Consider the following 22,792-nt stretch of genomic DNA (forward strand, 5'->3'; position numbering starts at 1 on the left):
GCGCCCACCCTCATGGCCCTGTCCGCTGTGTATTTCCTTGCGGTGTTCCAACTCTTCAGGCTCTTTGGCCCAACCTTGTCATGATTCGTGTTGAAAACGTCAGTAAGCGCTTCCGCCTTTATCGCAAGCCGTCCGATCGCTTGAAGGAAATCCTCTTGCGGCGCCGCTATCACAGCGAACACCAGGCGCTCAGGGCTATCAGCTTCCAGGTAGAACAGGGCCGTACCCTGGGCATTATCGGGCAAAATGGCGCCGGCAAATCCACCCTGCTCAAGATCCTCACCGGTGTGCAATTACCCGACAGCGGCAGCATCCACGTCAGCGGCCACATCACCGGCCTGCTGGAGTTGGGTACCGGTTTCAATCTGGAGATGAGCGGGCTGGAAAACATTCGCTCCAATGCGGCCCTGCTGGGCATGTCGCAGAATCAACTGGCTACCCGCCGCCAGGACATCATTGATTTCGCCGAACTGGGCGAGTTCATCCACGAACCCCTCAAGACCTATTCATCCGGCATGCTCATGCGATTGGGATTTGCCATTGCCATTCATGCTCATCCCACCTGCTTCGTGGTGGACGAAGCACTCTCCGTGGGCGATGCCTATTTCCAGCAAAAGTGCATGCGCGCCATCCATGCATTCCGCGATCGGGGGGGCTCCGTGCTGTTTGTCTCGCACGACATGAACGCAGTCAAATCCCTCTGCGATGAAGCCATCCTGCTCGAGGGGGGGCAAATCCTGGACCGCGGGACTCCAAAGGATGTGGTGGACCACTACCATGGCATGTTGCTGCGCAAGAGCCATCGGGGCGACACCCCCGTGAGCCTCAATCGTCCCGATGGTGCCGATGCCGGCAAGCCACTTGCCGGCACGGGCGAAGTGGAGTTGGTGTCCATCCAGTTGCTCAACGAACACCATCACCCCGTGCGCCACGTCACCAGTGAGCGTGAACTCACCATCCACCTGCGCCTGCGAGCCAAACGCGACCTGGATGCGCCCCACTACGGTATGGGGATTCGCAACCGGTTCGGACACTCAGTGTTCGAAACCAATACCTCCTGCGTCGGCGTCGACCCCGAACCCCTGCTGGCGGGGCAGGTGGTCACCGTGGAATGGCAGGTCAATGCCAACCTGCGCCCGGGTGATTACGCCATCACTGTGGGCGTGGCCAACCGGGCTCATGCCGTGGGCAGCTTCGACGAGACGCTCCTGTTCCTGCATGACGCCGCCATGCTCGAGGTGGGCCTGAACCCCGAGGCCATTCGCTACGATGGTTACTTCAACATGCGCCCACAGGTTTGTATTGCCCTGGAAGGTGCTGCTGCCTGAGACGGTGCCTGGGGTGTTTGCGGTTGATAAGTACCGTTCGTCAGTTGAAGCGTCGCGATTCGCCGGTTGCGGTTGACATCCTCCCGCGGTCGGGGAATATTACCCCCGACATAACCTTTCCTTATGGCTGGTTGTTGCTGGGATCGGATACCAACACTGCAAAACAAGGACGTTGTTCTTCGGTCGTACGACCCCCCCCTCCTGAACACGTCCTCGCTTGCCAAGGTAACCGCTCGCCCGCACCCACTGGCCGAATGGTTTAGGACTGCTCGCCAGGCGCGTTGAACTCAAGTCATCCGGATTCATCATGGTGCCCCGGGGCCAGAATCCGACACAGGAGGTCAGACTGTGATGCCATACCCCATGTCTTCCCGAATGGTTGGGCGGGTGCTGCCCGCCATGTTCATAGCCTTTTTGGCGATCACCGTGCCCGCTGTGGCACAGTCCACCGATGTCCTCCTGGATATGGTGGCCAGCGACGGCCAGGTGGAACGCGGGCAGCGTTTTTACTATCACGTGGCCATCACCCATCCGCAGCCCAATGGCAGCACCATGGAGAACGTTCAGCTCCAGATGCTGGTGCCCGAGCATGTCACCATCGATCGCAACAATCTCGCCGGTCTGATCGGCAGGCCGGAAACCTTGCACTGCAACCCCTTCCGCTGTGACGGCGGCAGCCTGCTCACGCTGTCCCTGCCCGAACTGCACCCCGGTCAAACACGTATCCTTCAGTTGCCTGCGGCGGTGTCCGAGGATCTCCCCGCGGCACAGATGCCCCTGAGTATTCAGGCCGAGATCTCGGCAGTCCACGATGCCGCCCCCTCCACCGTGACCGCCCAAGCCGATGTGAGCGCCGTATTCTCCGTGACATCGCGTGTGAGTGTGCAGTCCACCCAGCCAACGGCCATGCCGGCGGGTGCTCAGGCCTATACCCTTTATTTCGGTCATATGGGCGAGCTCCCCCTGACAGGGGCCCGGCTGCGCATGGAATTGCCAGAAGGGGTTTCCGTGATCGATGCCCAGGGAGGGCGTGTGGATGGTCAGTCCGTGCGTTGGGATATCAACCGATTGAACGCCGGCCACGCCAGTACGCGGCAGATCCTGGTCGACGGGATCCAGGGCCCCGGTCAGCACCTCAAGGCCACGGCGCGTCTGGAGACCAGTGATGGTCGCGCGGTCGCCAGCAGTGGTGTCGTGGTGGCCGCCCCCTCGCGTCATCCGCTGGATGTGCGCCTGTCCATCGACGAAGACCCGATTCAGCGGCAGGATCGCTTTACCTATCAATTGGCGGTGACCAACACTCAGGGTGCTTCGGGCGCGACCCTGGAAGATATCCGCGCCCACCTGCGGGTGCCTCGCCATGTGCAACTCAACCGCTTCAACATCACCGGCGCGGATCGCTCGCAGTGCAGGTACAGCTGCCGCGCAGGTGACCTCCTGGAGCTGCACATCAACACATTGCAACCCGGCGAGACTCGCGTCATCACCATGGTGGCCCAGGTGGAGCAAGACGCACCCTTTGGTAGCGTCGCCCCGGCGCCGTTGATGGTCCATACCGAGCCGGCAGTTCACACATCGCTGGTGACCGCAGAGATGGGGCATCTCGTTCAGTCTCGTGATTTCACCATTCAGGTGAACGCCCGCCCCGTCATCAGCGGCGAGGCATCCAGCCACGTGATTCAGGTCACCTACGGCAACCGGGGCGAGGCCCCTGCGGACAATCTCCAGGTCATCCTCAGGTTGCCTGAAAACATGGAAATTGCCGATGCCGACGGTGCCGATCGCCAGGGCAACATCCTGACCTGGAGCATCGATTCACTCCAGGCAGGCAAGACGGGGCGACGCCAGGTCGTCATTGACGACACCTGGCTGCAGCGGATGGAGGTTGAGCCAGCCCTGGTGGAAGCCAGGCTCGCCGAGCCGGATAGTCACCCCGGAGACTTCCTGGCGCGCGCCAATGGTCTTGTGGTGACGGACTCCGATAGCCCATTGGTCGTGGCCCTCTCCGTCAGCCAGGACCCCGCCCCGCTGGAAGCGCCATACCACTACCACGTTACCGTGGTGAACACCAATAGCCTGGGGGGCGCCCCCCTTGAAGACGTGACCCTCCATGCCCGAGTGCCGGAGCAGGTGGCCATTAACCGGTCTCGAATTATCGGTGAAAAAGGGGTCTCTTGGAGTACTGGAACTGCGGGCACCGTCTTCCCGGTGAATCTGGGTACCCTGGCCCCGGGTGAAGTGCGCGAGATTCAGGTGCCCGCGGAAGCCATCCGCGATGCGCACTCCGGAAGCACCAACAGCTTCTGGGTGAGTGCCGAGCATGCGGGTAGCCGTCCTCAGTTGGCGCATGGCAGCATCGCGGCAGGTCTTGAACAAAAGCCGTCCCTGAGTCTTGCCCTCAGCGGTAAGCCGCTGCCCGTGGAGCCGAATCAGGACGTGGACCTCTATCTGGTCCTGGGCAATACCCGCACGCAGGATGACCTGCGCGATGTCCAGGTCACCCTGCAACTGCCGCCCGGCGTGCAGGTGCGCGATGCGGCGGGTGCCGAGCAGGAAGACGGGCACCTCGTGTGGAACATATCCCGACTGCCCGCGGGAGCCGGCAGGCAATATCCGGTCGTCCTCCGGGAAGAGGGCCAGAGTCAAAGCCGCATTCTCAAGGCCCATGCACGTGTGGACTTTGACGAGGCCGGTGCGTCTCGCGTTGCCCACGCCCATGGTGCCGGTGCCATCAAGGCCGCCGGTAGCATCCCCCTGTCATTGAGTGCGTGGTCGGAAAAGGCCACGGCGGAACCCGGCGACAGGCTCGACCTGAGATTGCTGGTGTCCAATGACCAAGTGGAAGGTGGCAGTGCGCTTGAGAGCATCCAGGTGAACATGCAGGTGCCCCAGGGCCTGAGGATTGACCGGTCATCCATCACCGGTGTCTCCAACGTGTCTTGTTCCAGCCGCTGTGACGCTGGCAACCTGCTCAGGCTGGATATCGGCACCCTGCAGCCCCAGCAAAGTCGCCTGATCCGCATTCCTGGGGTCGTTCCCGACGATACTTCGAAGGGCTTGGCGGTACAGGCGCGTTTCCAGGCATCAGCCCAGTTGCCCAGCGGACGTTCGGTGCAGCCAATCGTCGACGCAGCCACCCTGCTGGTGGGCAGTGACGCAGAGGCTCCGCCCGAGGAGTTCACGCTGGTGGCCCGGGTTGAAGGGGAACCCCATGGTCGTATCGTCAGTGAACCGGCGGGGATCGACTGTGGCAGCGCCTGTTCGGCCGACTATCTTGAAGGCAGCTTCGTCACGCTCACCGCCCAGCCGGCCAATGACGCCGTCTTTGCCGGATGGGGTGGCGCCTGCTTTGGCAGCGCTCCCACCTGTCGCCTGGAAATGGATCAGGATCTGACGGCGGTTGCCAGCTTTGTTCGTCGTGATGACACCACGCCCGAACCGCCCGAGCAGCCGCTGCCTGGCGTGCCGGAGCGGGCCGAGGTTCCCTGGCAGGTGAGCGAGATCTACATGGCCACCATGGGGTATGCCCCTGATGCCGAGGGCGTGGACTACTGGTCCCACCGCGTCGACACCGACCCGAACTGGACCCCGCTGAGCGTGGCCATGGCCTTCTTCGATCAGCCCCTGGTTCAGGCGCAATATCCCGATGATCAGCCGGCGGAACTCTTCATCGACGCCATGTACCGCAACATCTTCGGCCGCCCGGCCGACGAACCCGGCATGAACTACTGGCTCGACGAACTGGGCTCCGGCCGGGTGCAGCGCAACCAGATGATCATCACGCTCCTCAACGGAGGCTGGGACAACCCCGAGGCGCAACAGGATATGGCCCGCTTCGGCAACCGTATCCGGGTGAGTCTCGCCTTTGTGGAGCACCAGCGTGAGCGTGGCATTCAGTATGGCCAGCTGCCCGACAACGGTCAGCAACTGCTCCGGCAAATCGGCCGGGATGTGCTGGACGGCGTGACGGCCGACCCCGACACGGTCGATGCCGCCCGAAACCAGATCCCTGATCTGCTGGCAGAGTTTTGACCCTGTACAAACAAAATGATGAATAACAAAGAAACGTTTGGGAGAACGCAGCCATGACCCCCCCCATGATGGCCCTGCGCTCAGGACGATGGTGGTTATACCCCCTCCTGCTGCTTGTCCTTTCTTGCCTGCCCGCCAGTTTGCTGGCGGCGCCAGCAGAGCGCCAGGAAACTCGCTGGCAGGTGGTGGAAGTCTACATGGCCACCCTCGGCTATGCCCCGGACGCCGATGGCGTTCGTTATTGGGAACAGCAACTTGCCAACCCGGCCAGTGGCTGGGAGTTGACCAGTGTGGCCTCGAGTTTCTTCGACCAGCCTCTGGTGCAGCAGCGCTACCCCGACCGCGATGATCATGAACGCCTGATTGAGGCCCTGTATCAGAATGTCTTTGGTCGTGGTGCCGATGACGAGGGCATGAACTACTGGCTCAATGAAATCCAGGCAGGTCGGATTCGTCCGAATGAAATGATCATCGCCATGATCAATGGAGCCTGGGACAACCCCGAAGCAGCGGCCGACGTGGCCCGTTTCGAGAACAGGACACGAGCCTCGCTGGCCTTTGTGGAACATCAGGAAGCGCAAGGCATCCACTATGGCGCATTGTCGGAAGTCGATCAGGCGGCCCTGCGCGATGCCGGCCGGAACCTGCTTGAAACGGTGACCGGCGACCCCGCCAGCCTCGAATTGGCACGCGGCCAGGTGCCCACGCTGCTGGCATCCTTCCAGCCCCCGGTGCCAGACGTGCCCCCGCCGCCCGCCGATACGGATATCGTTCATTATCAGGCCGCCGCCTTGGCCGATGGCACCCACAACCGTTACAAGGCTGCCGCTCTGGACGTGGCCGCTCTGGCCCATTACCTGGTTGCTCCGGAGAGCACACTCGACGCCTTTTACCTCGACTACCTGGATCGCTTTTCCCCTGTTGGCGAAGTGGAGTTCGATCCTGGCTTGTCCACCGGGGAGTGGCGGATGAGTATCGACTGCCCGCGTGAGGGCTTGAGTTACCGTGAGGTGCTCAGCATTCAGAGCCGCTATCGCGTCTACGACCCCTGGGACGACTACGACGACGATGACTACGATGAAGACTGGGGCCCTCACTGTCACGCCGATATCAGCAACCATACGCCCATTGCCCCCCATAATAACGATCGGGTGTTGGCTGCCGGGGATTATCTCGAGGAGGAGATCACGGTCGATCTGCCCTCGGTCAAGCGCTCCGGTATCCATCGCCTCTGGGTGGAGCAGGGTTTCTGGAGCGAATTCGGCGAGGCACTGGCAGAGGATACGCGCGTGGTCCACGAGTTTGAGCGGGTCACCATGTCCATGTCCCAACTGCCTGACTCGATATATCTGCATGGGCGTATCAGCGAGACGGTTGGCTGGGACCGCCTGGTGATGGCAACGCCAGAGAATCATGCCTTCTGGTGGCGGTACTGGATGCCGAGTTGGAATCTGGGCGACGCTGGCAGAACAGTGGCACTGCAGTTCCAGGGGGAGCTCACCAAACAGCGCGAATGCCCTTATAGTTATGGCTGCTGGGGATCGGGTGACGTGACCGGTAGTGGCCAGCTGGGCGGGCCCTCAGTGGGTGGCTCCTTCCATTTCGAGGTGCAGGAACCCTTGCAGGTCAACGGGGACTTCAGCGCTTGGCCACAGCTTGAGGGCGGTGCCGTGATCGTTCGCGATGCCTCGGGCGCCCAGGCCCGAATCAGCTTCACCTCCGATGGCGTAACCGTGACCGGCCCCGAGGGTGCCGTGACCTCAAGCGCCTGGAGTGCTTTGTGCCAGGCCCACGGCTTCAGCTGTAATTTCTGATCCGCCATGCCTGCAGCGGCCCCCTCGGGGGCCGCTTTCGCGTATGATCCCCCGCGCCCATCCTGGAACTCTCGGAGGTATGCCCATGCTGGCTTTCGAAGCAAAGCTCAAGTCTGCGCTGCGCCGTCACCCTCGCCTGGCCTGGCATGTGGCCAGCCTCATTCGGCGCACACCGGGCCTGCGTGGTTTTGTGGCCCGCCGCTATCACATGCGACTGGTGCTGCCAGCATCCTCCCCTCAATCCACGCCGACCGGGTACCGCTTGCCTCTCGTTCGCGAATCCAGCGCCCTGAGCCCCCGAGCCGCTGAGCTCCTTGAGAGGCTGCGCAACCAGTCCGGGGAACGAGCCTGACGATGCGCATTGTTGTCGATTTACAAGCCTGCCAATCGGGAAGCCGTTTGGGTGGAATCGGTCGTTACTCACTCAATCTGCTGGAGGCACTGATCCGTCAGGCGCGAGGCCACGAAGTGCGCGTAGTGCTCAGCGATCTGTTGCCCCATGCCATCCCTTCGCTTTACGAGCGCCTGGCGCAACAAATGCCAAGGCATCATATCCAGGTCTTTCAGGCCCCAGGGCCCGTGCAGGAAAGCTTTCCCGAAAACCGTGCCCGGGCTCGCGCCGCAGAGTGGGTGCGCGAGTATTTCATCCAGAGTCTCAATCCCGATATCGTTCACGTGAGCAGCGTGATCGAAGGGCTGGGGGACGATGTCCTTAGCTCCGTGGGCCGCGTAGTGCCGGAAGACATCACCAGCGCCACGCTCTATGACCTCATTCCTTTGGTGGAGAGCGACAGGTACCTCACCGACCCGGTCATCGCCGAGCACTATCACCGCAAACTCGAAGAGCTGCGCCGCGCCGGACTGTTGCTGGCAATTTCGGAGCACTCCCGTCAGGAGGGTATCGAACACCTGCACCTTGATCCGTCGCGCGTGGTGAATATTGCTGCGGGTGTTGACGAGCGGTTCACGCCCCGCGTGATTGCCGCCGACCGCGCTGCGGCGCTGCGTCGCGCCTATGGTATCCATGGTCGTTTCCTGTTGTTTACCAGCAGTTTCGATCAGCGCAAGAATCATGCGCGCCTTATCCAGGCCTACGCCCGTCTGCCAGCCAGCATCCGTAAGGGGCACCAACTGGTGATTGTAGGCAATGGCTGGGACGCCATCTACGAGGGCCTGCGAGCAACGGCCCGCAAGGCAGGCCTCGCCAGCGAAGAGGTCATCTTTGCCGGTCACGTACCCGATGATGATCTGCTGGATCTCTACAACCTGTGCGAACTGTTTGTCTTCCCCTCGCTTTCCGAGGGGTATGGCCTGCCGGTGCTGGAGGCCATGGCCTGCGGGATTCCCACCATTGCCTCCAACACCACCAGCCTTCCCGAGGTGATGGGCTGGGATGATGCCCTGTTCGACCCCTACGACCCCGACAGCATCGCCCGATCCATGCACACCGTGCTCACCGACCACGGGTTTCGTGACCAACTCAGGAGCCACGGTCTCACCCAGGCCCGGCGGTTCACCTGGGACCGCTCCGCGCGCATCGCCCTTGAGGCCTTCGAAGCCCATTACGAACGCACCCACCACCTGGAAGGTCATGTCAGCGGCGGGCTGGGTCAGCGGGCATTGGTCGCGCTCGGTGAGTTGCTGCGAGAGCAGCCCGATCTGGAGCCGGAGATACCAGCGTTTGCAGCGGCGATGGCCGCCAACGAAGCCTGTCTCGCCGAGCCTGATCCGGCTCGTCGGCGCATTGGCTGGATCACCACCTGGAACACCCGCTGTGGCATCGCCATGTATGCCCGCCACCTGGCCGGCGGCCATCTGAACGACTACACCATACTGGCCCCCTATGAAGATGAAATGGCATTGGAAGACGAGCCCAATGTGGTCCGCTGCTGGCATCGCGATGGCAGCGACCTTCGGGAGTTGGCTGAACAGATCCGAGCCCTGCAACTGGACACCCTGCTGATCCAGTTCAACTACGGGCTGTTCGATTTTCAGGCCCTCAAGGCCTTTCTCCGCGAGATGATCGCCACCGGCCGCCGCATTTTCGTCACGCTGCATTCCACTACCGATACCACCCTGCGTCGCCTCTCGGACCTGGCTGAACCCCTGAGCCTGTGCAATGCCCTGTTGGTGCATGCCCGGGCCGATCAGGCGGCCCTCGAAGGCATGCACCTCAAGCGCAACGTAGAGAATTTCCCCCATGGCGTGGCCGTGGAAACCCCCGCCCACGTGGATATCCGCATCCCGCCCGGGCGTTTCGTCGTGGCCTGTTATGGCTTCTTCCTGCCCCACAAAGGCTATCTGGAACTCCTCGAAGCCTGTGCCCAATTAGTGAACCAGGGGGAAGACATCCACCTGTTGATGGTCAATGCCCGTTACCCGGCGCAGGTCTCCACTGATCTGATCAAGACGGCCAGGCAGCGTATCAAGGCGCTGGGGCTGGGTGATCGCGTCAACATGATCACGGATTTCCTGGAGGATCGCGTCAGCCTGGGCTATCTGAGCCGGGCAGACCTGGTGGTGTATCCCTATCAACACACAGGCGAGTCTTCCAGTGCTGCCGTGCGCATGGGGCTCGCGGCCCGCCGCCCCGTGGCCGTCACGCCGCTGAGCATCTTCGATGATGTGCGTCCTGGTGTGCACGACCTGCCGGGAACTCAGGTTGCCGACCTGGCCCATGGCATCCTCTCACTGCGGGATCGACTGCGCGCCGCACATGCCGATATGGAACAAGTGGCCGCTCAGGCTGACCAATGGCTTGAGACTCACCACTATCCCACACTGGCGGCCCGTTTATGGCAACGCCTTCAAACCGACTGAAGTTTTCATGAAGCAGGCCCTGATGCGCATCAGCGGGCGCCTGTCCCGCTTCCTCCGCGCCCTTCGGCAATTGCCTCGACTGCAGCACCGTGTTCACGAAGTCGAGATTGAACTGGTCCGTTTGCGGGCGCAAACGGACCAGTTCAGCGCCACCGCTCAGCGCCTGGTGGTCGCCGAAACCAGCCTGAAGGTACTGAATGAACAGGTGTGCCGCCTTGAACGAAGGGTTGAACCGCGTCGGCAGCGGCGGCGCCTTCACGTTCTGGAGGCCCGCCTCGCGCAAGATCGCCAACGGCAGGACCACAGCCTCCACGAACGTCTGGATAGGCTCGAAGCCGCGTTGGGTGCCAGCAGGGAAGGGGAAGGCGCCTTCGGCCGCCTGGTCACCTTGCCCACTCCGGCCCACTCGCCGGTACCATCCATACCGGCCGATCAGGCCAATATCCACCTGGCGTGCCACCCCTACACATTACTCTGCGTGGCCCCCATCAGGCCGGACGGCGCTCAGCACCTTCTCATCGACACGCTTTATGCCCTGGGTGTTTCGGGCGAGCGCAATCTGCGCCTTATTATGGCCAGCCCTGCCGGCGCAGAGGCCGAGGCGCCGGACGACCCGCACTACCAGCGCTTTGTGCTTCGTCATGCCAGGCGGTTAGGGGTTGCGCCGAGCGTTCGTCTGCTCACAGAGTTGGATGATCAAAGCCTGGCATCCTGCTTCCAGCAGGCAGACCTCCTCATAAGCCTCTCCGAAACCCCGCCCAAGGACTCGGCGGGTGCATTGAACCCGCAGCTGGTCCGGGCCCTGCAGCGGGATATGCTGGCGCTGGTGCATTGGCCCTCAACCCCTGATGCCGGTCCGGCCCCCCTACCCACCGCTTGCCTGCTGCCCATGGCCAGCCCGGCCGCTGCCGCTGCGGCCATCGGGTTGCTGCTGCGCAGTCCTGCCCAGCGCCACCGGCACTGGTCGGCCCAGCGAGAGCACTTTGCCAGGCCCCCGGCTTCCGCGCCGATGCGACTGCGCCTGGAAGGCCCCTTTGATTCCAGCTACAGCCTGGCAGTGGTCAACCGCGAACTTGCCCGGGCTCTGGACCAACGGGGCGACCAGGTGGCGCTCCACCATACCGACGGCTGTGGCGACACCCCGCCCGATCCTGCCTTTCTGGCTGCCGAGCCGGCGCTACGCGCCTTATGTGAGCGAGACCTGCCTCAGGTGGATGTCACCCTGCGCAACTGCTACCCTCCACGTACCCAGGCCATGAGCGGAGTGCATCGACTCATGGGTCCATACGGCTGGGAGGAATCCGGCTTCCCGGCCGAATGGATTGAAGGCTTCAACCGTCGCCTCACCGGCATGCTGTGCATGTCGGACTATGTACGCCAGGTCCTGCTGGACAATGGACTGACCATACCGGCCTGCACTACCGGGTTGGTGGTGGACCATATCCTGCGCGAGCCGGAAAGCGACCCGGGTATCACCCTGCCTCCCGAGCCGCGTCTGCTGCATGTGTCGTCCTGCTTTCCCCGTAAGGGCATCGACCTGCTGCTGCCGGTGTTCGCTGAGTGTGACGCCGCCGCTTCCCTGGTGATCAAGACCTTTCCCAACCCCCACAATCAATTGCATGCCTACCTTCACTCCATGGGCTATACTCGGAGGGATAAGCAAGCTGGGCTGTTCAATTACTGTAAGGGCGCGCGCTGTGTTCAGGTGATCGAGTCCGAGTTCACCCTGGGGCAGATGCGCTGGCTTTACGGCCAGTGCCACGCTCTGGCGGCGCCCAGTCGCGGCGAGGGCTTTGGCCTGCCCATGGCCGAGGCCATGCTGCTCGGCCTGCCCGTGGTCACCACGGACAAGGGAGGGCAGGCGGACTTCTGCACGCCAGAGACTGCCTGGCTGGTTTCCAGCCGGCCCGTGCCAGCGACATCACACTTTAATCTGCCCGGTTCACAATGGTGGGAGCCGGACGTGCAGGACCTGCACAGGGCTGTCAAACAGGTGCTTGCCGATTGTCCAGAAAAGCGCGCCGCTCGTGTCCATGCAGGGCAGGTTCGGGTGGAAATGCGCTACAGTGCCAGCAAGGTGCGAGACCGAGTTCGCAAGTTGCTTGAAACCCCGGGTAGGCGCAGTGAGGTGCGTTGACATCCCTACGAGCACCTTATAGGCTTCTGTACGAAGCCGAGGGGGCATCCCGCGGCGACGATGCGTGCAAATAGGTGCAGGGTGTTCGTTCTCGAACCCGGTTCGCGTTGGGGGAACGTTCAACGCCTGGCGGCGATATCCATTCGTTTGTTTTGAATTGCCCGAAGTTTAATAAAGACGCTTAAGGAGTTAAGTCCATGTCAGCAAGACCCGAAGATTACGGAACCAAGCAGCAAGTAATGGAAATCTACGCCGGCGTTTGGGGTGCCGCACCTGACTTCCAGGGTGTGAACCACTGGACGGCCGACATTGACGAGCGCGGTGGCACCCTTGTCGACCTGGCGACGGCTTTCTTTGAAGCGCCGCTGGTCCAGGAAAAGTACGATGGCCTGGAAGGCGATGACCTCATCACTGCCCTGTACAACAACATTTTCCGCGTAGCAGAGCCCGATGCCGAAGGTTTTGCCTACTGGCAGGGTCAGGTGGAAGAAGATCCGAGCCTGCTGGGTGACAACATCGGCACCCTGATCATGCAGATGATTGACGGCATGTGGGACAACGAAGAAGCCGCCGAAACTCAGGCGCTGTACACCAACTTCGTATCCGCTGGTGAGAAGTTCGTGGCTGCCCAGGAAGCCGCCGGCTCCAAGGCGTTCAGTGACATGACTGCGGAAGAGCAGGCCGACTTCCTGGCCGGCGCCCAGGCCTTGGCAGCTGCCGTCACGTCCGAGAGCACTGAGGAAGACCTTGACGCGGCCGTAGTCGTGGCAATGGAGAGTGTAGTGCCCGCACCGGCCCCGGCCGAGCCCCTGACCCTTGCCGAAGCGCTGGGGATGGAAGAACTGCCCGATGGCTACGAAATCGACGCCGAAGCGGAAGCCTTTGACGCTGGCGATGTAACTGTGGCTGCCGCCCTGGAAGCCTTCACAAACGTGACCGCGATTTTGGAAGGTGCCGCCAACGCTGAAGAGCTGGATGCGTCCGAGCTGTTCGTCTGGAGCGTTGTCGATGATGCCGACGCCATTATCGCAGCGATTGAAGAAGCCGCTGTGACCGGCGCAGCCTCCGTCTCCCTGACCAACGAAACCATCACCCAGGCACAGGCCGATGCGCTCAACGCCCTCGAGAACTTCGAGCTGGGCGATGTCACCGTGACCGTCCCGGGGGAGACCATCACGCTCACTGAAGGTCGCGACTGGGTAGGTCCGGAAGCGCCTGAAGATGAAGATGATTACGACAATGTGTTTTTGTCGACGGAGAACGACGACACGATTGTGGGTGCAGTGACGAGCCTGACCAGCCAGGTGACCTTCAACCGCAATGATCAGATTGACGGTGGTGAAGGCAACAACAAGCTGGAGTTGACGTTGGAGCGCAGTTTTGCGGGCTTCAATGATGATGGATTCATGAAGAATGTCCAGACTGTTGAGTTGACCAATGACTCGACGGTGGCGCGTGAGTTTAACGCGACGAATATTGAAGATGTAGACACCTATGTTCTGAACGCCGAGAAGGCGGGTTTGAATCTGGCGGCATTGGCTGCGGCAGACATTGCGGTGAATCTGAATGATCAGGCATCGGGCAACCTGGTGCTGGGTTTTGAGGATGACGCCGTTGAGGGAGACGAAGACAGCCTGACGCTGGGCCTGAACAATGTGGGTCGTGCGGACGCAGATGGTAATGTCAAGAGCTCGGTGAACCTTGATGCTGACGGCATTGAAGAGTTGACGATCAACTCCACAGGTGAGAGCACCAACTTTGTGAGTCTGGCGGGTTCGGATTCCATTGAGACCGTGACGGCGAATGTGGACGCGAACCTGTGGATTGTGAACACGGGTACGGCGGAGAGCCTGACGGCCGAAGGTGCGGGTGATCTCTCCATTGGTGCAGTGGGTTCTGATTTTGAGAGCCTGGACGCCAGTGGCATGACGGGTGATGTCAACGCTGACCTGCGGGATTCTGGTGAGATCGAGACGGTCCTGACGGGTGCTGGCGATGACGTCGTGGCCCTGGACATCGGTAGCATTGCCTTTGGTGCCGAGATTGATGGTGGTGAAGGTGAGAACGAGCTGGTTCTCGACGGTGCCGGGGATGTTGAGGCGACCATGAGCCGCTTCCAGACCCTGACGCTGGATGACCTGAGCGGCGACGTTCGGATCTTTGGAGAGAACCTCAGTGACGTGAGCCAGATTCGTCTGCTGGAGGATTCCGCTGGCCACAACGTCCAAGTGTATGATCTGGACGCCCCGACGCTGGATGTGGAAACGGTGGGTGAGCAGGATTCTGCCAGTACCGTTTCCTTCTTCAGTGAACACGACCTGACCATCAGCACCACGGCCAGCGAAGACACGGCTGAAGACGAAAGCCAGGATGTGGTCAACCGTAATTTCAGTGCGGCGGAAGCCACCTCGCTGGTGTTCAACGTGGGTGAGTGGACCAAGTACGAAGGTACGGTTACCGCCAACGCAGCCGCCGAAGTGACGCTGAATGTGGCCACTTCTGAGGATGATGACGACGAAGAGCAGGCTGAGTTTGCTGGTACGCTGACGGCGAATAATGCCGAGACGGTGACGGTGAACGCGCAGGGCAACCTGGGCGGCACAATCACTGCTAATGCAGCGCTGGAGCTGGATTTCACGGCGATGGGTGCCTTTAATGGCGTGACCCTGAACCTGGATTCAGCCATCAATGGTGAGATCACGGTGGGTGACGCCGGCACCGGTTCCGATGATATCACCCTGAATGCCGAGTCCATGGAAGAGCTGACCGTGAATGCGGGGGGTGCCCTGCAGTTTGCCAGTGCCAGCGATCTGAGTGCTTTGCAGGTGCTGACGGTGGACACCGATGGGCATTTCGATATTAACGATAACGAATTGGATTCTGCCGAAGAGATCACCCTGTCGGGTAGTGATGATGACAGCCGGGTGACCCTGCAGAACATTGGTGGTACTGACCACGATTCAGACGTTGTGATCACTGCGACGGGTCTGGCATCGAACCTTAATATCGGCACCATTGATACGGCGGAAGGCCAGCAGGTGACGGCGGATGTGAGTGGCGTGCGTGGTAACGTGACCATTAGCGATATCACCGTTGACACTGATGGTGATGGTGCCCAGACGGGTGTGATCGACATCAACGCCGATGGCACGCGTGGCAACCTCGCCCTCAGTAATCTCCAAGCTGCCACGGTGAATATTGAGGCGGGAGGCCTGCGTGGCGAACTTCAAATGGGCGGCAGCACGACGGCCAATGTGGTGACGATGGTGGGTGCGCGCAACCAGCAGAACCAGTTTGGCACCATCGTTGCGGAAGAGATCACCATCACGGGTGGTCGTGATGGCGACCAAATGACTCTGGTGGGCGCGTCCACCTATACGGACGCTAGCGGCTCTGAAAAACAGGACGGTGCGTTGCTGGACATCAAGCTGGATCTGGGTGTTGACAAAATTACGCTGGGTGATTCTGGTGACGGCCTGTACGCTCTGAGTGGTTCAGTGATTGAGGGTAGCTCGGATACCGACGCCATTGAGGTTGCAGAGGACAGCAACCTGGAGAACGCCACGATCACCAACATTGACGTGATTGATGTGCTGAACGGGAAGACCCTGACGCTGACAGCCGCGCAAATTGATGACTTGGGTGCGGTTTGGATAGGTGCTAGTGACGGCACCGTAAATGCCACAGAGCTTGGTGAGGCCGAAGTAGACCTGAGTGATGTCGCGACGGGGAATGCACGCGCAGGAACCGCGACACTGGTCTCTGGCGATGTGACGTTGCATAAAGACACTGACTTGGGTGAATTTAGTGTTGAATTGGACGATCAGGCCCTCACCCTGACCGCCGATCAAGCCGGTGGCCTTGTAGTTACGGAGGCGAGCGGCAGCACCGACAACTCAGTGATCATTACTGACCTTGATGGCGAATCGGTTGACGTTGACGATATTGTTCCTTCAAGCACATTCAAGTTTGCTGCGGGTGATACAGGCGTCACTATCGAGAACTTCACTGAGGGTTCAGATGAGGATGTGCTGGACTTCAGTGGTCTTGGTGAATTTGCTGATTATGCAGATATCACTACGATATTTGCAGGTAATGACGCCCCAACGGAAGCGATCCTTTCCTTCTCCGTGGCAGAGGTTACTGATGCGGATGAAGCGGCAAGTGTCATAAGTGCCTTTGCCCAGGATGGCGACTTTGAGGACAATACTGATGTCGTTACCTTTGAAACAGGTGATGTCAAGATCTTCTTGATCGGCGGTAATTCGAATAATACCTATATGTGGCTCTGGGAAGATGGCCAAGGTGACGGTGCCGAAGATGGTACGGTTGATCATGCAGAAGAGCTTACCTTGATTGGTACGCTTGACAATATTGCCCATGGCGACCTTTCCGGTTTCGATGCTTCAAACTTTGGGCTGTAAACAAAGGTAACCGTTAGCGCAGTCAACAAAAGGTCAGGCTCTCAAACTTGATCCTGACCTGACTCGTCCGGGGAGGCTAAGACTTCCCCGGCTTGAACCTGAAGCAGTAATGGCGTTAGCGGAAGTCCACCGATGATAAGTAGTTAAAAGGATAGCCAGTCGATTGCTGTGAAGGTTTGAGTAGAGTTGAATGAATATTAAGCCCCCGTTGCTGAAAGGTAGCGGGGGTTTTTCTTTTGGGATGAATCCGAAGCCAGGGACGAGAGAAGCAAGATAGGAGGAAAACGAAGCCAAGCGCGGCAAAATGGATACTGTATGCTTCAACAGCAAATCAATAAACAATCAATAACCGTTACTATTCAGGCACTAGATTTAGCCCATCAAGCCCGTAGATATACTACATGCTGTGCTTGTAGCTCATACTCAGCAACGAAAAATGAACACTTCAAGCATATGGCGTCATAATCTCGTGCTGTAACTTATTGTTTTTCTCGGCTTGAGCAAAAACTGATAGCCTGAATAGTAACCAATAACCAACCAAATCAAGCCATCAATCCATACCAGCTTCCCAAGTCACCAACCTCAAGATCCATCACCCTTGTTTTCCAGATATCTGTTCCTGCACTCCTGAAGATCCAAGGGAGAACAGATATCGATGCCTTTCAAGCGGATCAATCGCTCCTTCAGTCTCATCAAGGTTGAATCGCTGTAATCCTTTCCTCGGGTTGGGGCGCTTTAACCGTTTGAATGGGCTTTTCTCTCGCCCATCTGGCCGGGTGCCGACCTCACCCCTCATCGTCTGTTACCATCCTTCTATCAGTTTACCCAACGAGGAGTTTCCATGACCCAATGGCAAGCCATTTCCCGAAGTGACCACGCCCAGGGTCGATATCGGCGCCGAGACAAGTATCACTTTGCCCAGGCTGAACAAGTGGCTCCCGTGCTTTTGGCCGAACTGCCCAAGCTGTTGCCTCACTACACACTGGGCTTCATCGCGCTGGAGCAGGGTTATCAGCCGGTGGCCTTGCTGAGTCTGGATGGCCAACGCAATCTCTACCTGGCGCCTTCTGGTGACTGGCTGGGCACCTACGTGCCTGCCGCATTTCGCGGTTATCCCTTCCGGCTAGCCGACAATCCTCAGGGGGATAAGGTGTTCTGCATCGCCCAGGAACATGTCACTGATGATCCTGCCGCTGATCCGCTATTTGATGCCCAGGGTCAGCTTGCCGAGCATGCCGCTCAGTCGCTGGATTTCCTCAAGCAATGCGAGCAGAACCGTCAGGCCACGCTGGCAGCGACTCAGGTATTGAACGAGGTTGGTGTCATCGAACCCTGGCCCTTGCAGATCAAACGCTCCGAAGGTCAGGAGCCGCTCAAGGTGAACGGACTGCACCGAATCAGTGAGCAGGCCCTCAATGCGCTGGATCCCGAACAATACGCCAAGCTGCGCGGGGCGCCCATGGCCCTGGCTCATGCACAGTTATTCTCCACGCATCAGGTGCCAGAACTGGTCAAGCGTGCCGAGTGGTTGGCCAAGGATGCCCAGGCCAAGAAGGCGAAAGATCCCCTGGCGGATCTCTCCTCCGATGATCTCTTTGGTCAGGGAGATGAGTTGTCGTTCCGTTTCGACCACTGATCCATCCACTCAGCCCTCATCAGGAGTTTCCCCATGGCAGAAGCCACGAATCCCGGCACGATCACCATCGACGGTCAGCAATACGATGTGAACAGCCTTTCCGAGAACGCTAGATCCCAGATCGCCAACCTGCGGATCACGGACCAGGAGATCCAGCGTCTGCAGCAGCAGTTGGCCATTGCCCAGACGGCGCGTGCGGCGTATGCGCGGGCACTGGAGGCTGAGTTGCCCAAGACGGAGCAGTGAGGGGGCAGGGGAGGGCGGTGGCTGCCGGGATGTGGCTAATGTAAGGTAACCAAGAGGGACAGGCACTTCCGGGGCGTCGATCATGCGTCGTGGCCTGATGACCTCGGATGGCATCGTGCCCATGGGCGTGAAGGAAGCGCTGGCGTTGATCGAGAGGGATGAGGCGCAGGCCGAGCCACGGCCGGCCCAAGCGCGGTGTGGTGGCTTGGGTGGCGGATCGGTTTCGGCGGGGGTGAGCTGCCCACCTGAGCCGGGAGCGGCTGCGGGAGGTGGTGGAGGTGGTGCGGTACCGAAAAGGCAGACATCGCTGACTGCTGCGTCAGTCGCCTCAAAAACACTGATTGATGGGCGGACAAGTGCGACATCAAAGACGGCGGCTGGCAGTGCCTTGGCACAAAACAGGGGGAGAAGTAGAGAACAGCCTCTTGGCGCTCGGGAATCCCACGATTTCAAACCCGAGGTAGGTTGTCCTGCGCAATTGCAATGAAGAAAAAGCTATTGATAACTGTCGGGGCCGGTGCTTCGCTGGATCTCGGTCTACCCTCCGTCAATGCTGTTGACGAGTTTTTCGATAGATGCGCGGGTCGGAGTCACCCATTAGCGGACGATCCCACCTCCAATCTCTACCGACATTGTCGAGATGCGATCAACGCGTACTACGGCTGTGCACCGAAGCAAGGGGTGCGCAAATGGGCGAATTTCGAGGAAGTGCTGTACCAGCTCAATCTGTTGATTCCTTACCTTTCCGACCCTGATCGGCTAAATGGGTCGAGCGCGTTGCTCAAGCCCAATTCACTTCCGGATGTGATGCAATTGGGTCGGTGCAGGAAGGCTGTCAATGGAGCAGTCTTGGGAAACCTAACCAGTACGCTGATGAGCGAAATGGTTAATCACTTCGTTGACGCTTGTGCCTTAGCGAGTACGGCGAAGACAGCAGAGATCGCGGAACTCGGCCGGTTCCTGGTTGCATTACGGCAGGAGTTCGATATCGGCATCATCACGCTGAACTACGACAACATCTTTACTCAAGCGCTGCCTGGACTTCATACAGGCTTCGACTCAGTTGGTAAATTCGATCCGATGTCTGTCTTGAACCGGACGGAGCAGTGGAATTTTATCTATCACTTACATGGTTCGGTGCATTTTGCGATGACTGGCGTTGGGCACGACATACACGGCATCACTTGGGTGAGTACGCCATCGAAGAATCATACGGTCCATGCAACTGGTCGTAACAGCCAGGATTCAATGGAGGGGACGACTTATCCAATGTCCCCTTTCGTTGCCGGCTACGGGAAAGCGCAGCAGATTCTGCGTCAGCCGTTTCGGACGTACTTCGCGCAGGTCAATCGTTTAGTCCATGAAGCAGACAGTCTGCTCTTTCTTGGGTACGGATTCAGCGACTTGCATCTGAACTCGGTATTCTCTGAAGTAAGAGATCGTCGCCTCCCAATCGTTCTGGTCGATTGGGCTAAGGACGATCAGGACCCCCTTCCGCTCCGTAACGATGTATGGTCCTACAACCTATTCAAAACACTCCCCGGCGACGCGCATGCAATGAGCTCGGTCGGCAATTCGGCACCTGCCTGTATTGGGGAGTTGCGCGCAGCACGAGACTTTGAAGTCTCAAACAATCCGAAGTATCCACTAGCTGTTTGGTACAACGGCATGCTCGAAGCCTGCCGGCATCCCCAGAAAATTCTGAAGCATCTCCAATGAGGAAATGGAGGACAGGCACTCTTGAGTATTTGAGTAGGTTTTCTGAGGGAAATGAGCGATGTGAGTGCTGTGCAATGTTGACGAGCTGAAATTTCTACCTTAGTGCAGAGCGTGGACAGGCACACTTGACGCTCTGGCTTGGTTATTCTCGTATCGTGTGCTGGGGGGTGATTTAAGGCTCTTTCCCTACTTGGGAAAGGGCGTCCGCTGCCACTACAGGATCCATGGAACTGTTTTTGGCCACAGGAGTGCGTCAGGAGTCAGTGCCACCAATTCTTCCCCGGCCAGGAGGTGTGGATGCGAGGCCAGCTCACCGGCTACTCAGCCCCACAAGCCACTATTCAGGCTCTGCTGAAGCGGTTCCGGGGCCGTGGTACATTCACCCCATGACATTGCTCACGCATCAAATCATCGTCTCTCCGGATCATGCCGACCAGTTTGCCCATGAGTGTGAGATCACGCCCTTTAAATGGCGGGTGGGTTTCTCTTGGTACCTGTTCCCGGTGGTTGTGGCGGGCAAGCAGGAGTGGCTGCTGGTCAATGTCGAGTTTGGCTACTGTGCGATCAATACCTTGCGGGAGAATAATACCGCCATGTCTATCGGGGTCAGTGCCTTGCTGGCTATTGAATATCACATGCCCGAAGACCGTGAGGAATATAACGTCAGCGTCAGTCGTGGCTGCGACTGTGTCACGTGGCATACGGCGGAAAAGATGCCGGCGCACGTGGGCGATCGTTACCTACGGGCTCGGAAACGCTTGAAGAAGTGCAAAACCATTGGGCAAGCGGAGGATGAACTCGAAAAGCTCAACGAGATCCCGCTGACTCTGGGCGGACGTACGTTCGCACCGACCCGTGGAGTGGAAGGGTTACTGCGGGACCTGGCAGACGCATTTCGCGATTACATCGAGACTACGCCCTGGTGGAAGGTACGATGGCACCTTTGGACGAACCGGTCGCCTTGGTTGGAATTGGGATATCGATCCAAGCGCGATGCATGAGTTAGGGGCGCATATGACCGGGGGTAGGCCCCAGGTGAAGACTGATGTAGCCATTCAGGAGGATTGGGGCCGCAGGGATGCCTCAAGGGTCACTCTTGGGGGCCGTTCCCCGGCCAGGTTGCCAGTGCATCGTCTCGACGGTTCGGTAATAAGCGTGCAAGAGTTGCATGATCGCGCGCCAGTGCTCGCCGTCGGTACGAACATAATAGACTCGCTTCAGAGCCTCACCCAGAACTGGAAGTGCGCCTGACTTCGGAGCAAGCAGACGCGTTTCCTTCTCGTGCGACCAGTCATTGTGTTTGGCAGAGGCGGCACGAGAAGCTGAGAGGATTCCAAACTTCCGCCTTGCCGACTCATCAAGTGACAGTTGGTGCAATGTCTCAAGGCTGACGTCGGGATGCTCACGGGCGAGTTCAAGGAAAACCTGACGCCAGTCCTCGGCGCGGTTATGAATCCGCGCCTCGCCGTGGTACTGCACTTCCGTTGCCCAGAGCTGATGGCGCTCAACGATCTCCTGGCTCCACTCCAGCTCGAAGCAAACGCCGGATGCGTTGTCTGCATAGTAGGCCCACATCGCTTGGTGATCCGGGCGTTGCGCTGCCGAGAAAATGCCGATCTGGTCTGTGAAAGCCTGCAGGCGTTGGCATTCCCGGGCATGAACTTCCGCCATCTCAGCTATATCACGTTGTTCAAATATCAAAGCTGGCCCCCCACGTTGCTGACTGATTTCACCGTGGGTTTGCGTCATCACCCGAGCGAAATCCTCCGGCGTGGCGTGCTCATACTTGGCCTCGAGCGTGTCGTTGAGTTCCGATGGCTTGGCGAAGTACAGCGAGCCTTCCGCCAAGCATCGGAGGGCAGCAGCGGGGCTGCGGTATTTGAAGCAGGTCAGCGTGGTGGTCATAGATCTGTACTCAATACGGTTTCTGCTCTCGGAAGATGAACCAGTCGCATAAGCAGATTGCTGGCAAATTCCTCAGCCTTGCGTTCGATCAGCTTGAGCGTGGCGGAGCCGGTGTAGATGGGCCAGCGTCATCGGCCTGCTGGACGCATTGATGGCAGTGGATCCAGGCCTGGCCTAATTTGCGCCCAACCCGCTGCAAGCGGGCCAGTCGCTCGGAATCAGATGCCCTTCCCGGCCGCTGAGACCGCCCGTGATGGCTTTTTTGGATTTCGATGGACATTGGTGGTGCCATGAGGAAATGGACGTCTATGGTGAGCCTGGAGCGCCTGTCCATACAGGAAGATGTGCCGCACTCAGCGCGAGACGACATGGTTGTGGTGATGGAGATCCGTTGGCTACGAGGGCGTGGCACGGATCCTTCCGGGGCTTCCCGGCCAAATCCGTGGCCGGGGTGTAGACAGGTTACTGCAGGGAGGAGTCGTTCTGGAAGACATCTTCCAGGCGTTCGGCGCTGAGGATGTTATCGATCCACTGGAGTAATTGAGCCTCATCGGCCTGCTGGACGCGCTGTTGGCAATGCGTCCTGGCCTGGGGGCCGAACTTGCGCTCGATCTGCCGCAACAGTGTCTGGGCCTCGCCCCGTTTAAGGCCTTGTTGAATGCCCTTCTGAAGCCCTCTGGCTTCGCCGCGATCCATCCATTCCTGAGCCAGCGACATGGTGAGTGCCTCCT

At 59.5% G+C, this 22,792-nt stretch carries 12 protein-coding genes and 1 pseudogene; 11 read left to right on the forward strand and 2 right to left on the reverse strand.

Annotated elements, in window-relative coordinates:
• Positions 1-80: 80 nt before the first annotated feature.
• The 11 genes from LPW30_RS02455 (at position 81) to LPW30_RS02505 (ending at position 21,157) form a co-directional block, all read left to right on the forward strand.
• On the forward strand, positions 81-1,328 hold the full coding sequence (locus LPW30_RS02455) for an ABC transporter ATP-binding protein (RefSeq protein WP_239679987.1): 1,248 nt from the start codon (positions 81-83) through the stop codon (positions 1,326-1,328).
• 363 nt (positions 1,329-1,691) lie between these two features.
• A complete protein-coding gene (locus LPW30_RS02460) occupies positions 1,692-5,360 on the forward strand; it encodes a DUF4214 domain-containing protein (protein ID WP_239679988.1) in 3,669 nt (1,222 codons plus the stop codon).
• A 53-nt stretch (positions 5,361-5,413) separates the two neighbouring features.
• Positions 5,414-7,174, forward strand: a complete 1,761-nt coding sequence (locus tag LPW30_RS02465) for a DUF4214 domain-containing protein (protein ID WP_239679989.1) — start codon at positions 5,414-5,416, stop codon at positions 7,172-7,174.
• Between the two features lie 85 nt (positions 7,175-7,259).
• A complete protein-coding gene (locus LPW30_RS02470; protein WP_239679990.1) occupies positions 7,260-7,526 on the forward strand; it encodes a hypothetical protein in 267 nt (88 codons plus the stop codon).
• Between the two features lie 2 nt (positions 7,527-7,528).
• Positions 7,529-9,994, forward strand: a complete 2,466-nt coding sequence (locus LPW30_RS02475; RefSeq protein WP_239679991.1) for a glycosyltransferase — start codon at positions 7,529-7,531, stop codon at positions 9,992-9,994.
• A gap of 7 nt (positions 9,995-10,001) precedes the next feature.
• Positions 10,002-12,131, forward strand: coding sequence for a glycosyltransferase family 4 protein (locus tag LPW30_RS02480; protein ID WP_239679992.1), 2,130 nt, complete (start codon positions 10,002-10,004; stop codon positions 12,129-12,131).
• Between the two features lie 197 nt (positions 12,132-12,328).
• A complete protein-coding gene (locus LPW30_RS02485) occupies positions 12,329-16,555 on the forward strand; it encodes a beta strand repeat-containing protein (RefSeq protein ID WP_239679993.1) in 4,227 nt (1,408 codons plus the stop codon).
• A gap of 841 nt (positions 16,556-17,396) precedes the next feature.
• Complete coding sequence (locus LPW30_RS02490) at positions 17,397-18,191, forward strand: SapC family protein (protein ID WP_239679994.1); 795 nt, start codon at positions 17,397-17,399, stop codon at positions 18,189-18,191.
• Between the two features lie 33 nt (positions 18,192-18,224).
• On the forward strand, positions 18,225-18,437 hold the full coding sequence (locus tag LPW30_RS02495; protein WP_239679995.1) for a DUF6447 family protein: 213 nt from the start codon (positions 18,225-18,227) through the stop codon (positions 18,435-18,437).
• 483 nt (positions 18,438-18,920) lie between these two features.
• On the forward strand, positions 18,921-20,156 hold the full coding sequence (locus tag LPW30_RS02500) for an SIR2 family protein (protein WP_239679996.1): 1,236 nt from the start codon (positions 18,921-18,923) through the stop codon (positions 20,154-20,156).
• A 386-nt stretch (positions 20,157-20,542) separates the two neighbouring features.
• A complete protein-coding gene (locus LPW30_RS02505) occupies positions 20,543-21,157 on the forward strand; it encodes a hypothetical protein (protein WP_239679997.1) in 615 nt (204 codons plus the stop codon).
• Between the two features lie 82 nt (positions 21,158-21,239).
• Here LPW30_RS02505 and LPW30_RS02510 read toward each other — a convergent pair whose 3' ends face one another.
• Both LPW30_RS02510 and LPW30_RS02515 read right to left on the reverse strand, forming a co-directional pair.
• Positions 21,240-22,061, reverse strand: a complete 822-nt coding sequence (locus tag LPW30_RS02510; RefSeq protein ID WP_239679998.1) for a DUF2971 domain-containing protein — start codon at positions 22,059-22,061, stop codon at positions 21,240-21,242.
• Positions 22,062-22,523: 462 nt separating this feature from the next.
• A pseudogene (locus tag LPW30_RS02515) lies at positions 22,524-22,792 on the reverse strand (hypothetical protein); the annotation flags it as partial.

This window comes from Ectothiorhodospira variabilis (assembly GCF_022227625.1).
Taxonomy (GTDB): Bacteria; Pseudomonadota; Gammaproteobacteria; order Ectothiorhodospirales; family Ectothiorhodospiraceae; genus Ectothiorhodospira; species Ectothiorhodospira haloalkaliphila.